At 50.6% G+C, this 15,184-nt stretch carries 11 protein-coding genes; 6 read left to right on the top strand and 5 right to left on the bottom strand.

The window, feature by feature from the left end; genetic code table 11:
- Window positions 1–71: 71 nt before the first annotated feature.
- The 3 genes from Pla110_RS15090 to Pla110_RS15080 all read left to right on the top strand — a co-directional run bounded on the left by Pla110_RS15090 (window position 72) and on the right by Pla110_RS15080 (window position 3,286).
- Window positions 72–875 (top strand): SDR family oxidoreductase, encoded by an 804-nt coding sequence (locus Pla110_RS15090; protein WP_144996681.1) that lies wholly within the window; start codon window positions 72–74, stop codon window positions 873–875.
- Between the two features lie 209 nt (window positions 876–1,084).
- Window positions 1,085–1,783, top strand: coding sequence for a glycerol-3-phosphate 1-O-acyltransferase PlsY (plsY, locus tag Pla110_RS15085; RefSeq protein ID WP_144996679.1), 699 nt, complete (start codon window positions 1,085–1,087; stop codon window positions 1,781–1,783).
- A gap of 42 nt (window positions 1,784–1,825) precedes the next feature.
- Window positions 1,826–3,286, top strand: coding sequence for a sulfatase (locus Pla110_RS15080; RefSeq protein WP_197440228.1), 1,461 nt, complete (start codon window positions 1,826–1,828; stop codon window positions 3,284–3,286).
- Between the two features lie 33 nt (window positions 3,287–3,319).
- Here Pla110_RS15080 and Pla110_RS15075 read toward each other — a convergent pair whose 3' ends face one another.
- From Pla110_RS15075 to Pla110_RS15060, 4 genes are all read right to left on the bottom strand, one after another.
- The gene (locus Pla110_RS15075) at window positions 3,320–4,213 is read right to left on the bottom strand and encodes a hypothetical protein (RefSeq protein WP_144996675.1); all 894 of its coding nucleotides are present in this window, start codon (window positions 4,211–4,213) and stop codon (window positions 3,320–3,322) included.
- Between the two features lie 93 nt (window positions 4,214–4,306).
- The gene (locus tag Pla110_RS15070) at window positions 4,307–5,941 is read right to left on the bottom strand and encodes a lipopolysaccharide kinase InaA family protein (protein ID WP_144996673.1); all 1,635 of its coding nucleotides are present in this window, start codon (window positions 5,939–5,941) and stop codon (window positions 4,307–4,309) included.
- A gap of 71 nt (window positions 5,942–6,012) precedes the next feature.
- Window positions 6,013–6,315: a hypothetical protein gene (locus Pla110_RS15065; protein ID WP_144996671.1), complete on the bottom strand. Its 303-nt coding sequence runs from the start codon at window positions 6,313–6,315 to the stop codon at window positions 6,013–6,015.
- Window positions 6,316–6,507: 192 nt separating this feature from the next.
- On the bottom strand, window positions 6,508–7,191 hold the full coding sequence (locus Pla110_RS15060; RefSeq protein ID WP_144996669.1) for a hypothetical protein: 684 nt from the start codon (window positions 7,189–7,191) through the stop codon (window positions 6,508–6,510).
- Window positions 7,192–7,742: 551 nt separating this feature from the next.
- On the opposite strand from Pla110_RS15060, the gene Pla110_RS15055 reads away from it, so the two are divergent.
- The 3 genes from Pla110_RS15055 to Pla110_RS15045 all read left to right on the top strand — a co-directional run bounded on the left by Pla110_RS15055 (window position 7,743) and on the right by Pla110_RS15045 (window position 13,982).
- Window positions 7,743–9,560 (top strand): transglutaminase domain-containing protein, encoded by a 1,818-nt coding sequence (locus tag Pla110_RS15055; protein WP_144996667.1) that lies wholly within the window; start codon window positions 7,743–7,745, stop codon window positions 9,558–9,560.
- An 888-nt stretch (window positions 9,561–10,448) separates the two neighbouring features.
- The gene (locus Pla110_RS15050) at window positions 10,449–12,362 is read left to right on the top strand and encodes a hypothetical protein (RefSeq protein ID WP_144996665.1); all 1,914 of its coding nucleotides are present in this window, start codon (window positions 10,449–10,451) and stop codon (window positions 12,360–12,362) included.
- Between the two features lie 180 nt (window positions 12,363–12,542).
- On the top strand, window positions 12,543–13,982 hold the full coding sequence (locus Pla110_RS15045; protein ID WP_144996663.1) for a family 16 glycoside hydrolase: 1,440 nt from the start codon (window positions 12,543–12,545) through the stop codon (window positions 13,980–13,982).
- Here Pla110_RS15045 and Pla110_RS15040 read toward each other — a convergent pair.
- Complete coding sequence (locus Pla110_RS15040; RefSeq protein WP_144996661.1) at window positions 13,979–14,833, bottom strand: hypothetical protein; 855 nt, start codon at window positions 14,831–14,833, stop codon at window positions 13,979–13,981. The two genes, Pla110_RS15045 and Pla110_RS15040, sit on opposite strands and share 4 nt — an antisense overlap.
- Window positions 14,834–15,184 lie beyond the last annotated feature (351 nt).

The following is a 15,184-nucleotide window of genomic DNA, read 5'->3' as shown; positions in this document are numbered from 1 at the left end:
TGCTATATTAAGCATCTGCTTTGAATCAATAATCGTGAATCTGACCAGACTGGTCTCACAGGAATAGAAATATGACGACCCCGGAACCGACAATTCATGAACTCTTCTCCTTGAAAGAGAAAGTCGCTTTCATCAGTGGTGCAACCGGGTATCTCGGTTCGGCCATGGCCCGCGCCCTTGCGGAAGCAGGCGCAAATGTCGTCGTGTCCAGTCGCTCCCAGGAACGGGGCGATGAATTCGCCGCTACGTTACCTGTCGAGGGAAATCAACAGCATTACGCGGTTGTCATGGATCAGAAAGACGAAGTGTCGATCAAGTCGGCTTTTGCATCCGCCTGTGAACTGGCAGGGAAAGTGGATGTCCTGTTTAACAATGGAACTCAGGGAGACGGGCACGATTGGAACGACGTTTCCTACGAGCAATTCGTAACGCAGGTGGAAAACTCAGCCGGCTATTTTGTACTGGGCCGCGAATTCCGGAATCATATCGTCGAACGGAAAACGACGGGCAGTCTGATTCTTATAGGTTCGATGTACGGCGTCGTCGCTTCGTATCCCGATGCGTATGAAGGTGTTTGCAATGCCAGTCCGGTTGGATATCACGCACTCAAAGGGGGCATCATCCATATGACCCGCCATCTCGCCGCTTACTGGGCACAAGATGGGGTGCGCGTGAATTGCCTCAGTCCGGGACCGTTCCCTAATTTTGACATCGCTCCTGCAGAAATGATCAAACGACTCGAAACCAAAAACCCGATGAAACGGATGGGGCATCCCCACGAGTTAAAAGGAGCCGCCATCTTGCTCGCCTCCGAAGCGGGGAGCTACATCACCGGCCAGAACTTGCTCGTTGATGGTGGCTGGACCGCCTGGTAGGTCTAGCCAGAGGAGGATCCTCTGGTGTGGGTTTGGGGTTTGATTCTCTGATGTGGAGTGGCAACTGCCAGCTTTCCCGGCGGAGTGGTTTCGCATTCCCGACATGGTTATGATGCAGGACGTGCCCCTTTCCACAAGGATGTTTGTCTGTAGACGGCACGCTCACGTTCTCATACCCGGCAAGTTCTTGATAACCGGAAAGTCTATTCGTGTTCGATGCGCTTCTGATCGGGCTGTTTGCTTACATCTGCGGTTCGATCCCTTTCGCCTGGCTGATTGGGAAATGGATTGGTGGAATCGATATCCGCACTGTCGGTAGCGGGAACGTCGGGGCGACAAACATCGGTCGCACGATGGGAGCCCGCTGGGGAATCTGCGTTCTGGTATTGGATGCATTAAAAGGTTTACTGCCGGTTCTGTTACTGCCTCCGCTATTTACCGATGCCGATGCCCCCGACTTTGTTCATCTCAAAGTCATCGCCGCCGTCGCCGCCATTCTGGGCCATATGTGCCCCGTCTGGTTGGGATTCAAAGGAGGCAAAGGAGTTGCCACGGCGTTGGGCGTGGTTCTGGTGCTTTCACCTTATGCCTCATTGGGGGCGCTGGTCGCATTTGGAATTGTGTTTGCCTGGAAACGAATCGTTTCGATTGCCTCCATCTTTGCCGTCCTCGCTTTCGGGATTACTCACTTCTGCGTGATTGGAAAAGAAGCCTTTTCTTCTGTCTATTGGAGCCTGTCGCTGTTTGCCATCGCCGCTCCGTTGTTGATAATCTGGCGACATCGTAGCAATATTGTCCGCTTGATCCGTGGAGAAGAAAAAGCCTTCGTCAGCGGGAAGATTGATCCGAAAATGGAAGCTGAAATCGAACAAGAAACCGAGACTGAATCAGAAGCCGATCAACGCTGAATTGCCGAAAAGGCTGAATTGTTGAAAAGGATGTCGTGCCGCATGCAATGGTTCATATCAAAACGGATCGTTTTAGTATCTCTCCTTTTTCCCACCTTCGCATTGTCAGGCAGTTCGACTGGTGCGGCGGAACGAAAACCTCCCAATGTCTTGTTCATCGTTGCCGATGACCTGGGGGCCCATGATCTCGGTTGTTACGGTGCCGATCTACATGAGACGCCGAACATTGATGGACTTGCCCGTCAGGGGATTCAATTCACAACTGCCTATGCTTCTGCGCCCGTTTGCACACCGACTCGGGCAGCACTCATGACGGGCAAAAGCCCGGCCCGTCTGAACATGACCATCTGGCATGAATCCGCTGCCAGCCCACCTGAGAATCCGAAAACAAAATTACTACACGCATATTCCGAGCCTAACCTTCCGTTCGATGAACTCACTCTGGCGGAGTTATTTAAAGAGGCTGGCTACCGCACGATGCACTTTGGTAAGTGGCATCTGGGTGAGGCCCCGCATTATCCTGAGAATAATGGGTTTGATATCAATATTGGTGGCACATTATGGGGGGCGCCACCGACATTCTTCTATCCATTCAAAGGAGGCTTCGGTCGCGCTCAGGAACCTCGCTATGTTCCGGGGATGGAATGGTCCCAGCCGGGAGATTATTTGACCGATCGACTGACAGACAAAGCGATCGATCAGATTAAAGCGGTTGGAGACAATCCGTTCTTTCTATACCTCTCCTACTACTCAGTCCATACCCCTATCGAGGCGAAAGAACAGGATATTGCCTACTTTGAAGGCCGTGTCAAACCCGAGATGACGCACACGAACCCGGTCTATTCAGCGATGGTCAAATCGCTCGACGAAAACGTAGGGCGATTGCTCCGTACTTTAAAAGAGCAACAGTACGATAAGAACACGATTGTGGTTTTTACTTCGGATAATGGTGGGTTTACCCTGCCGTATCGCGGTCAATCGCAAGTCACGAACAATGCGCCTCTCCGCTCCGGGAAAGGCTCATTGTATGAAGGGGGAATTCGCGTTCCGTTGATCATGCAGAGTCTGGGGTGGGTTGAGGACGGAACAAAAATTGAGACGCCCGTCATCACTCACGATTTTCTACCGACGTTGGCTGAAGTTTGTCGGTTGGATGATCATGAGGCCGAAAGTCGAGAAGGAGTGAGCCTGCTATCTTTGTTAAGAGGCGAGCCCGATGAATTTCCGGCAAGAGATCTTTTCTTCCATTACCCTCATTATTACTTCGGTGGAATCAGTACGCCCTGTAGTGCCGTTCGTTCCGGGGACTGGAAGCTGATTCGGTTTTATGAAACGAATGAGTATCAGCTGTTTGATCTCAATCAGGATCCCTCGGAATTGACAGACCTTAATGCGACTCAACCGAAAGTCACGGCGGATCTCAAACAAAAATTAAACGACTGGCTGAGTGAAGTCGATGCGCAATACCCCAGTGAGAACCCGGATTGGAGTGGCAAGGAGTGAAGCAAATCACGCGTTTGTTTGCAGCTTTGTCTGTTAGCGAGCAGCGTGTTGTTCTTCACCATATTCGTCGGGCAGGACGGCGAGGTATTTCTGTAGTCGTTCTTTATAAGCCGGATTCATTTTGGCGAGGGAGTCACTGAGCGGAAGCGATGGTGACCATTTCTGGTTCTCGGTTTGGAAACCATGCAGGTAGTCGAGCAGAACCTGTTTGGATTCGGGAGAATCATGCAGCATGAAGTGGACCCAGCCCCAGGATTCCCGGTAGTCGGCCAGTTTCAAATCAGAAAACTCGGTGATTTGTTCCAGCCGCTTGATATCCGGCTGCCAACCTTCGGCAATCTGCCGGTTGAGTTGGTGAGTATATTGGGGGTGCAGCCGACCTTCTGTTTTTCGATCAACTTCGAAATACTCCGCCAGTCCTTCATCCAGCCACAGCGGAAGTCCGTGCAAATTCGAGTGCAGTAACCCATGCGTGTACTCGTGCATCAGGTCTTCTTGAATTTGCTCGCCCCAGAAAGTATAGACGGCGAATTCCGTTCCCTGTTGCACAAAGTAGGCGCGACGATGGGGAAGTTCAGGATGGTGCTTGGCCAAGTATTTCTGGTAGGTAGCTTCGTCTTCGAACAAATAAACGGTGATGGGCGTTTTCTGGTAAGGCAGTTCGAGCGTTTCGTTCACTTCGGCTCGCAGCATCTGCAATTCGTCAACGAGGGGATGCGATTCTTTCAGTTTGAAGTCGCTCAGCAGTAGAAGTTGCCCCGTTTTAACCCGGTACTGTGCGGGAAGACCGGCTGTTTGATTCTTCGCCGACCATAGGCACCCCGTCAAGAGACTGCAAATCAGCAGGCATGCAAGTACCTTCGCCCCAGACCGCATAAAAGCGTAGAGGAAGTTGGGCACGCATCGCGGGGATCGGAAAGGGTTCAACAGGGACATCCTTGTCCGGGTGAATTCGATTGTCCAGAGGAGGTGACTGGATTGATCTCGCAGGTTCAATTGGGGATAGACCACAATGAAACCTCAATTCGAGTGAACAGAGTGTACTTTCGAATCGATTCTGTTCCAATACCGTTTCCAATCGCCCTCTTTTTCCAGTAAATACCGCTTCAAAAACCGTAATCGGTCGGTCCGCGTGATGCCGGATAAAGGCAATGAACCGGAAGTCCAGGCCGCCAGGGTTCGGATAATTTTCTTCTCGCTGACAGGTGTATTAAGCTGTTCCAGATAACCGAGGCCCAGAAAAAAGAACGTGTCGGAATCTGGTTGGATGAGGATATTAAACAGAGTGGGGTGATTGTCCTGGAATCCACACCGATCTCGCCAGGCCAACTGGGCAGCGAGTTGCCTGGTTAGTAAACGGCGAGATTGGAAGTTCAGGTGATGAGCCTGTGAGGATTGGGCGTAGTCTGTAAGAGGCATCGAATTCGGAATCGCCTCTGTTACCAGCCACTGCTGCTCTTTTGCTTCCACAAAAAGCAGGGGCCGAGGTGTTGATAACCGCCGTCGAATAAAAGCGTGTCCAATGTCCCAGGCGGTTCGTGCTGAAAACTTCGGTTTCGAGTGTTTGTCGCAGACGGTGAGGTACCCAGAGAGTATGCCCTGTTCTCCTTTCAAGGTAACCCGCTTTGTTACGGAGACGGACTTGTTGAGCAGAGGGAGTCCGAAGGTGTTTTGTGGGTTTTGCGAAACCGCTTTCAGAAAATCTCGGTCCAACTCACTGACACCCCGGCAGGCATTCTGTTCGGATTCACCTTCGAGAATGACTAGTCGCCGATTGCCTCGTTCCCACTTCTGGTCGGCCCGGGCGAACTCTTTCCACATCTTCTGATCGCAGAATTCTTCGATGGTCAGCAGGGTTGATTTGTATTCCTGAAAACCTCTTGGTCGGCCATTCTTCTTTGTCTGGAATGTTTGCCAGTACGATCGAAAAAAACGACGACGATCGGAAGCGTTTCCTCGATTGGAGAAATAGCTGTTCAGCAGGGCCAGGTTTCGCAAACATTGTTTGGTCTTCAATTTACTTCCGAAGCTGACCTGGTGTAGATCGATCAACCAGAGCTTAAGTTTCAACGAGGTTTCGTCCCAGCTGACAAGGACATTGCCCGCGTGATAGTCGCGATGTTGGACCCCTTTTAGATGCAGCTGCGCCGTCACGATTCCCAATTGACGAGCCAGCTCGAACCGAAGCTGCCGCCGGGTTCGCTCAGGGAGAGCGGGAAGAACCTTTTCCACGAATTGGTCGAGCTGAACGGAGTCCGGAATTTCTCTCGTAATCAGATAACTGTCGCGAACTACAGGCCCTTTTCGTTTCTCACCGATCGCCACTGGCAGGCAGGTATCAAATCCGAGTTCGATCAATTTCCAGGTATGGTCCCACTCGATTCGGGCGCGAGAGGAACGGACCCAGTTCTGGAGACGGGATTTCCAGTCGGAGATTTTGTAGTGTTTGAAGTAATAGCAACCATTCCCTGTCTGCAGTTTAAACACGACCCGGTGGGAGCCCGACTTCAGTTCGTCGTGAGAAAATCGCTCTAACAACAACTTGGGAGCCAGGTTTTCGTCAGGAAACAAGACCGGAGCATCTTCGGCGACCAATGTCCACTCGCAGGAACCCGCACTGCGCGTAACCATTGTCGGAGAAGACTCAACCACCATCACGCTCCTGAGATCCTAGTCGGGGAGTTCGTTGTCTATGTTGTCTATTGAGCTGAGGGCCAAATCGAAGATTAGTTTTTCATACCTTCTCGTACAGCTTTGAAAACGTCTTCAATCATTTCGACAGGCGCCGAGTCTATAATCACGTCGCCGTGGCCAGTCGCAATGAGGTCGCGTTGAAGCTCAAGGTGTTGAGCCCATTCTCCGGCACCCCAACTGCTGACGTCGACATAGGCGATATCCGACAACGAAGGAGCGGATTTTTGAATTACAAACGTTCCGGAATCGCTCTGCACGACGATCAAGGTGAAGGCGAAATACATTGCGGCCCCACCGAAGATAATACCGGCAACGAAAGAGGTAAACCGTTTCATGAAAACATCCCTGTTTACGAAGTGTCACAAGCGGGGGTGACCTGAGGGGAAGGGGATCGTTCTGGGAGCTGTTTCCGCAGAGCGCAAAAAAGATCGACCGAAGACCATTCAGTAGAACGGTTTTCAGTCGAAATCGATTTTCTCAGATTGGGACTAATTCGGCAAGCCGGATTAGCAGACTCGGCGACGAGATTAGTCGTCGATGCCGAGTCGATAGCACATCTGCTGGAACTGCTCCGAGAACTCATCGGTCGAGGAGTGGACGTGTTCCGCTTCGGTGATGAATTTCAATTCTTCGCTGCAAGGCAGATTGTAGCTGCGCAGGATCTCTTCAAAGGGACCCAGCTCATGACCGTACATGATCAGCAGTTTATGCTCATCGAACTGAACTTCCATAGGAATTTTTGGGTTCAGCACGGCCAGGCCAGTGCACCCATCGTTCAGCAGGAGGTCTTCATAATCGAGTAGCGTGCTTTTGAGCACGGGCATATCGATATGCTCCCGGTACAAGTCCTGGTGACGTCCGTGGTTGTTGTCGTGGCTTGTCTCCAGAACCAGGTCGACTTCGTCGCCCAGAGGATCCAGCAGGTCCAGGAAGAGATCAATGATATCTTCTCGGGAGGCTGCAGCCATACAAACAGGGATACGGATACCACTTTCGCGGTCTTCGTAAGTATCGTGGCGAAAACCAGCGCTAGGTACTACTTGCAAGTCGTAGGAAGGACGAACAGCATCTGTCAGCACGTAGGATCCGTAACGTGCAATACCTAGATGTGTTTCCAATTGTTCTTCCGAAACTTCGCCGAAACTGCTATGGCCCTGGGGAATGTGGCCTTCGCGGTTCGTCTCTTTCAGAAATCGTTTCAAAAACCCCATTGTTTGTTTCCTCTTGCAACCTGTCCTCATTGGAAGAACAGATTTGATTTGGATTGAGCCTGTCCACGAGGGTTATTGCAACCTCGTTTGCCGGCGTTGAAAGAAGTTCTTTCAGCTGTCGTACCGGTGGACGGTCAAAAGTTCATTTAATGATTGGCCCAATCAAAACGGCATGTCCTCAACGACATACTCACGGTCTCACAGACCGCGTCCAAGCAAATGTAGCATGCAAAAAACAGGGAAGTCGAAATCGTCTGCCAACTTGGGTTGTTTTTGGAATTCGACCTGTCCACCTATGGGGAAGTCGCGAACAGAGTAAGGATTGCCTGTTAGTGAAGAGGTCCGCTCTGCATGATTTTCGCGGTTGTGACAATCAGCGAAGCAATGAGATTCGGGTTGTAAGGATTACAAAGCCTTCGGTGCGATTGCCGGTTTGAAGTTCCTCAAGACAGATTCCCTCAGAATCGCTACACTCCGCCGCATCGATTCGATCCCTATAGTGGAACCCAATTTCCAATTTGACCCTTGATGCAATTCAAAAGTGATTGAATATGTCAGTCTGTCGGAATCAGTTAGGTGAAAAACCTGCAGCAACGCGATCTCCGCGCCGCCACAGGCAGCGCGTATTGGTTCTGTTGGTACTTGTGACTCTATTTGTCTGTCTTCACCCGGTTTCAGGTCAGGCGGCGGAGCTTAAGGAAGAGTGGCGGGTACGATTTATCGACAAAGTTCCGGCTGGATACGTGTTTACCTCTGTCTATCCCTGCCGGCATAAACAACAGAAGTGCTGGCGGGCAGTCCGAAAAGAGTTCTTGAAATACAAACAATTTGGGAAAACAGTGTGGGAGATTGTCGAGTACTCGACAATTGAACAGAAGAATGGTGATTTCGTCTCCTTCGACTATCGTTTTTCCAGTAGTACGGGCGAGCATCGGACGCAAACAGTGGCTGTCGACAATGGACGTCTCAAAATCTCGGCGTTGAACAATGGGCGTCATTTCGACACAAACCTGGTTAATCAGACAATATTACAGTCTCCACTCTTTCTGGAGACTCTGTCGCTTCGAGTCGCGGCGGGACAATCCTTTCAACCCAAAGATCGACTGAAGTGGAAGTTCTACGATCCTGAAGCGCTCAATATTGATTTCCGGCAGGCCACGTTAATGAACCCCCTCAAAATGCAGACGGAATATTCTCCACCAGTGATGTTGGCCAAAGCGAGTTTTCGTTCAAATCTGCCGACGATCCGCCTGCGCAGCTACGTTTTCTTCGATCAGACAGGGACGATTCGCCGTAAAGATGTCTGGCGCGACGATATCGAATGGAAAGAGTACTCCGTCACACCCGAGCAGGCGGGAGAGCTATTGGCCGGTCCGGATCTGGATAAGCTGATTCTGAGCCTCATCCCGGTGAAACCTATCCAAAAGAGCGATAGATTGAAGGAGATTACCTTCAATATCGGGATGCAACATCAAGATGTGTCCGACTTCTTTGTCGACTCCGATTTTCAAATCAGACATCGCTATAACGGCGAACCCGTAAAATCTGAAGTGCTGCAGGTCAATGCGAATTCGGTGAGGGGGCAACTTCCATTGATTCAACCGGGACTACCACAGGCGCAGATCAATCCCGCTGCGAAATACAGCCCGGAGGGACTCGAACCGGGTGGAGGCCTTACTAACGCTAAGTTCAACGTAGAGACGATTCGTTACGAGCCGGGAGAAAAAACGAGTCCGGAAGAGAATTCGATTCGATTGACCGTCCAGCGGGCAGGGCTTCCGGAGAATCCTATCCAGGCCCCTGTGTCTCCAGTGTTTCTCGCCGACAGTCCCTTATTGCAATTAAGCAATCCAATCGTTTCTCAGATGGCTGATCGCAAGATCAATCCGATCACGGCCCCAATCGAGACAGTCACCCAACTGGTGGACCTGGTAAATGTAATACTGAAACGGAAGCTTGAAATCAGTACAACCTTGCGACCTGTTCCTGATATTATCCGGTCTGCCGAAGGAGGGCCGATGGATCATGCCCTGCTACTGACGGCGTTGTTACGACTTAATCAGATTCCAGCCCGTCCAGCGTCGGGCCTTGCCTGGCATCCTGGTCTCAGCTGCTTTATGCCCTACATTTGGACCGAGGTCCGACTGGGTAATCATTGGTATCCCGTTGACGCAGTAACGGGGCAGACGGAACTGAATCCGCTTTATCTGAAAATGGCGCACTCCGATCTATCGCCATCCGAACCTGCCTCCCAGTTATTTGGACCATTGATCAAGTCAGTGGATCAGCTGGCGATCAGCGTGCAGAGTTCCGACCCCTCGCAGAAAAAGTCGAGTCTATTGGATAAGGTTCCTTCACTGCTGCCGTAAAAACGGGGTTGAACTCTCCGAATCGGCCTTGGTTACATTGTCACTCTTACAATTTATCAGGCAACTCGCTTGAAATATTTACAATGAGTGGACTGACTCGAAAATACATTCCATCTAATTTAAGGACGTGTATTATGCGTTAACATGCTCTGTGTTATGAGTTTATGTTGAGTGTGTTGGTTAGTGGTGACGTGAAACTTTCTCCCGGGGATACTCTTTGGCACGCCTTCTGCAATTAGGTTTATCCAGAGAGAGTCGAAGTTTGATGCGGGTTCTGAATCGAACTTCGAAATAATGAGAGAGATTATGTCAGCCCTTGGAGAGGGGCTGCATCCTGCCTATCTAAAAACACTTCCCCCACCACATCATGCCACCGAAAGCCGAAAGAGGACCCGCCTCTTTCGGTTTTTTCTATTTATACGGGTTAGCAACGACAGTAAGGCTTCTCAGTTGCTGTCAGCCTCGTTTTGCTCCGGATGAAATGCGTCTTATATTGCCTGTGTTCTCCTTTTTAGGGCTGAATCAACAGGAAAACGAAATTTGTGCCCCACCTGCCCCAGCCAGTTGTGATAGATTAACGTGGGGAACTATAAGAATTTATCGATCCTTACTTTTTTTGAAGTGGTCGGACTGAAATAATGGTTTTCAGCTTTGTTTCCGCAATTCCCTCAACTCAACTCCAATCTCTGATCTCTCAGTTCACAGGAGAAAGTGACACAAGGTTACCCGTCACGGGTATAATGAAATCACGGGCCGCAGGAGGCGAACAGCAGGTAAAACTGCAGATACGATTTCAGTCGCTCTCACTGTCTCCTGCCTTAACTTTTCTGAGAGGCAGCCTGATCAGACAGATTCATCTCAACCCTGCTTTGATAAACGGACCCGAAGATGCCGGTGACATTCAATCAATGTCCTTCCTGTAAGTCGATGCTTCTCCCTGATACTCCCGTTTGCCCTACCTGTAAACATGTAATGCAGAATGAAGGCAATGCGAATGAGGTTGGGCAGAACACTCTGGAAGGTGTATCCGTCGAAGACCAAGACCAAGAGGTCGAGTGCCCAGGTTGCGGAGAGATGGTTCGTTCGGGTCTCGTTCGCTGCTGGAACTGTAGTGGTTTTATGCGCGAAGATATTGCCGCCGCTTATCGCGAGATGAAATCTCGCCCCCAGCAAGTCATTTACAGCCCGGAGAGTCTGCAGGAAGCCCAGGCAGATCAGGAAGCATTTGAGTTCGAAGAAGATGACGAAGAAGGTTTTGAATTATCGACCGGCGTCTCTTCCAGTGGCAGCTTCAGCCTAAAGAACGCTCCTGCTGCAGCCGATTCGGCCACTTCTATCTCGGCTAATTCCGTCCAGCGTTTTACTCCCGAACAAGATCAGAAGCATGAACAAACCGAATCCGAAGATGCTCCCATCGCCGAGGACATAGAGTCGCAGCCAGAATCAGTTGATGCATCAGAAGAGACGGTTTATCCACTAGCAGAAGCCACTTCTGACGATGCGGCCAAGTCGACCGATGAATCCGCTCCCACTGAAACGCCCGTCAGCAATAGAGGGGATGCATTCAAGCGTGATGAAAATGAAGTATCCCATTCCGAAGCTACCGGCGCCGATGTGCTGTTGAATATTGCTTTGGAAGAAGAGCGAGAGTCGGGCAAGAAAAGGAACAAGCTGGCTCCCGGTATGTTCATCGTCTATTGTCCCAAAGGCCATCGAATTAAAGTACGCGAGAAACATCGCGGACTCACTGGCCGTTGCCCTGTTTGCAAAGCGACGTTCCATGTTCCCAAGGAAGAGCCTAAACCGAAACCAACGGAAGAAGTAGACAACGAAGGTAAACTGGATGAAGGTAGCACCGACGAACAAACCATCGTTACCGGTGATTACAGCGGTTGGATGCAAGACGTCTGTCAGCATCAGGTTGATCCTTCTCGATTGAAGCTCCGCCCGGGTAGTTTGACCAAAGAGTTCGTTCCCGCTGAAATCGCTTTCTCCAAAGAAGGCGTTTTGATCTGCGAATTGACCAAGTCTGGCTCTCTGTTTGGAAGCGGTGCGAAAAAGAACCCCGCGATTCGTGAGGAAATTTACGAACATTTAAGACAGGGAATTTCGATCGAAAAGCTCCCCTGTCATAAGCATCGCTTTTTCTCAACGGAAAATTTCAGCGAGCTGCGAATTGTACAACCTTGCCCACCGGGACAAACATCCTTGTTCCACGACATCCCAGTGTTTGGTGAAGCACGTATTGCTGTGCAGATGCCTCGGATGGATGAAAGCAGCGAACTTGAGTTCCTATCATTCAGTCTGTCGCAGTTCCGTCAGTTTGCAAATGGAATGCGTTCCGTTTGCGGTTTAGTTGAATTCGCTGCGGACGCTGGAATTCCTATGGAAGCCACCTACGAAGTCTTCAAATGCCATTACACATCGAAGACAGTTCCTGCGCTGGATCAACCGGAATACTACAAGGCAGATAGCAGTTTTGAATTGATCTCTGTCGGTTACCAATGCGAGAAGTGCGGTTTAGTGATGTCGGAAGAAGGGCGTACGGCCGAGAAATTCGGCGGAGCCAAAGCCAAGAGTATCGCCAAAGCAAAATGTCCCGGTTGCGAAGGGAAATTTGGTTCGCTCGTTCTGGAAGCATTAAAAGACGATCCCATCCTCAGTCTGGAACCAGAAGCCGAGGAGCAGACCGAAGACGAAACGGCTGAGTCGACTGAAACCGATAACGTCGAAATCTCTGCCGTCACTGAAGAAACCCCTGCGGAAGAAGCGAACGCGGATTCTGATAAGAAATCGGAATAGGTGTCCTTGCGGATCCGAATGTACCAGGACGTTTGCAAGCGCTCCGCGCACTCTTTAAGGTAGGAACTGCATCAGGGAGGTGGTAACGCTTCTGCTGATGACACAGTGATACACACTGTATTTCGTGGTATATGCTGATTACCAGTTCTTTTATTGCCTATTCAACGGACTGACCTACTCATGATTCCTGCTACCGTTCTGTATCGCCGGTTGTTCTGTGTGCTGTTCCTGATTTCTTCTGTCTCAATTCTGGCAGGTTGTCCCGAACCTCCCGCGTTGAAAGAGACAGTAGAGAAAGAGTCGGTTGAAACAGACGGGGAAGCCGATCCCGTCCCTCAACCCACAACGGAACCGGAAGAAAACGCTCCAACTGTGCCAGAACCAAAGCCAGAACCCGAAACGAAACCAGAGTCGGAACCAGTCGCAGAGAAACCCAAAAGAAATGAACTGGCTGTTGCTGCGGAATTCGAGATCAAAGATCCTCCTCAGGTTTTAACTCAGGAGCAGATCGAAGAGGGGTGGATCGCGTTATTCGATGGAAAAACGTTGTTTGGTTGGGAAAGTAATAACGACTTGGAATGGGTCGTTCGCGATGGCCTTATCCAACCCGATTCGGATGCGAAAGGCATCAGCGTCCTCTCCACCACATCGCTCTTTACGGACTATGAGCTTATTTGTGAATTCAAAGCAGCTGAAGGAGGCAATAGTGGAGTATTTCTGCGAACGAGTGCAGATCCTCCTAACCCCACGGACGAATGTTACGAACTGAATATTTGTGATTCTCACGACAGTTTCAAAACGGGTGGTTTGGTCGGCCGAATTGAACCGCTGGAACTGGTGAGCAACGAAGGGGAATGGCAGACTTTCCACGTCATTGCAAAAGGGAATCATCTCGAGGCCGAACTCGACGGAACGAAGGTACTCGATTACACCGACGATTCAGAAAATCCACTAATGACAGGACGAATCGGCCTGCAGAAAAATAAAAGCCTGATTCAGTTCCGGAAGATCATTCTCAAACCGCTGGATATGACGCCTCTCTTTAGTGGGGAATCTTTGGATGGTTGGCAGGTCGTCCCAGGTTCGGATAGTAGTTTTGAAATTGAAGAGGGAACCATTGCTGTTAAAGGGGGCGATGATTCCGGCCGGGGGTTCCTCGAAACGGAGCAGACCTGGGGAGATTTTCTGCTGCAACTCGACGTGAAAACCAATGGCGAAGCGTTAAACAGTGGCATCTTCTTTCGTGCAGAGAAAGGAACGGCGGAAGCGCCTTCCAACGGATATGAAATGCAGATTCAAAACGGATTCAAAGAAGAAGACCGAACACAACCTGCCGACCATGGGACAGGGGCGATCTTCCGCCGAAACTTCGCTCGCTGGATCAATGCGAACGATCATGAATGGTTTAAGATGACGCTCAACGCTTCCGGTCCTCACCTGGCTGTCTGGGTGAATGGTCTGCAAGTGACCGACTGGATGGACACTCGCCCTGAGGATCCTAATCCTCGTAAAGGGCTACGTACTGAGGCAGGGCATATCAGCATTCAAGGGCATGACCCGACGACCGACTTGAACTTCAAAGCGATTGAAATCCAGTCTCTCCAGCCCGGGACCAATTAATGATTCACGGGATGAACGGATCTGATCGTTCTTAAGATCTCCGTTTCACCCATGAGTTTGGGGAACACGGAATCGATTCCATGTTGATTCATGCTGGTGAACTGTTCGAGGTTAATCTCGTTGGTGAGGCCAATAAGACTCGACTCGGATCCGATCTGTAACCTTATGTTTGGTATCTTGCGTAGTCTTTCAGTCGTCCACGGATCGAGGTCCATAATCCAGATGGAGTGGGAGGCCACGATTGACGATTCAGGACCACCGGTCTTGAGCTCAACTTTTCGAAGCGAATAACGGTCAACATTGTAACCCAACCCGGAAAGCCACTGCTGGTAATACAATTGCAGGGCTGGGTCGTCGATTAACAGGCCAATGGAGAGGCGATTGCCGGGTAGCGTTGTCTCAACCGATTCGAGCGTTTGCTGTTCAAAGAGAAAACATTCGTTACGTGAAGCGGTTAAGGGAAGGGCGGTGAGTCGATCTTCCTTGATAGCGATTTCCTGACGGAATCGTTCTGGAAATCGATGCCAGGGAACTCGAACAGCGAACGGCCAGAAAGTCCGATTGCGGCCATCCCCTTCGGACCAGGGACCGGTGACGCATAGCCAGCGAGTTAGCGGGTTAGAAGAGAGGGCTTGTTCAATTTCTACCCCCGTGAATTGATCCGGAAAGTCCAGCGCGACCAGGACGAGATCGATTTCGGTAAGTTCGGCTGCCTCCGGCAAAAACGCTTGTTGAATTATCTGCCCCGACTGGGGGCTGCCCTGACTTTCTTCCGCAAGCACCCGTTCAATCGACGCAGTGAACCACTGGTTCAGCGGAGAGGATTCGCGGATGACAATCAGAATTCGCACAGGAAAAAACTTTCCAGCGATGGAGTCGAGCGGTTGATGAAATGTCCTCTTCACAGCAGTATTTGCTTGAAGGGGCTGACTGCTAATATAGTTAAAAGAGGGGGTGCAGGAAACGATAAGGTTTGGATTCCCGCTGTAAACGCCGGAATCCCTTGATTCTGCACCGGATCCTCCGGGCATACGCCTAAAAAAAGATTAGCGCCAGCTCAAGAAGTTTGTACAATTTCGCGGCCTCCCGATGATTGCTCTCTGTGGTCGAGCTTTAAGCATGATCTCAGTGAACTGAATCTCTCCTGCTGGCGATTTCCCGACCCTGACGACCTTCTCCCCCGCCCCGACGAACTCGGAAAG

It is taken from the genome of Polystyrenella longa (assembly GCF_007750395.1).
GTDB classification, from domain to species: Bacteria; Planctomycetota; Planctomycetia; order Planctomycetales; family Planctomycetaceae; genus Polystyrenella; species Polystyrenella longa.
This window is presented reverse-complemented; position numbering and strand designations above follow the sequence as displayed.

Coding starts and splice junctions, on each gene's coding strand:
- Pla110_RS15090 (WP_144996681.1), top strand. CDS start 72: ATGACGACCCCGGAACCGACAATTCATGAACTCTTCTCCTTGAAAGAG.
- Pla110_RS15080 (WP_197440228.1), top strand. CDS start 1,826: ATGCAATGGTTCATATCAAAACGGATCGTTTTAGTATCTCTCCTTTTT.
- Pla110_RS15070 (WP_144996673.1), bottom strand. CDS start 5,941: ATGGTGGTTGAGTCTTCTCCGACAATGGTTACGCGCAGTGCGGGTTCC.
- Pla110_RS15065 (WP_144996671.1), bottom strand. CDS start 6,315: ATGAAACGGTTTACCTCTTTCGTTGCCGGTATTATCTTCGGTGGGGCC.
- Pla110_RS15060 (WP_144996669.1), bottom strand. CDS start 7,191: ATGGGGTTTTTGAAACGATTTCTGAAAGAGACGAACCGCGAAGGCCAC.
- Pla110_RS15055 (WP_144996667.1), top strand. CDS start 7,743: ATGTCAGTCTGTCGGAATCAGTTAGGTGAAAAACCTGCAGCAACGCGA.
- Pla110_RS15050 (WP_144996665.1), top strand. CDS start 10,449: ATGCCGGTGACATTCAATCAATGTCCTTCCTGTAAGTCGATGCTTCTC.
- Pla110_RS15045 (WP_144996663.1), top strand. CDS start 12,543: ATGATTCCTGCTACCGTTCTGTATCGCCGGTTGTTCTGTGTGCTGTTC.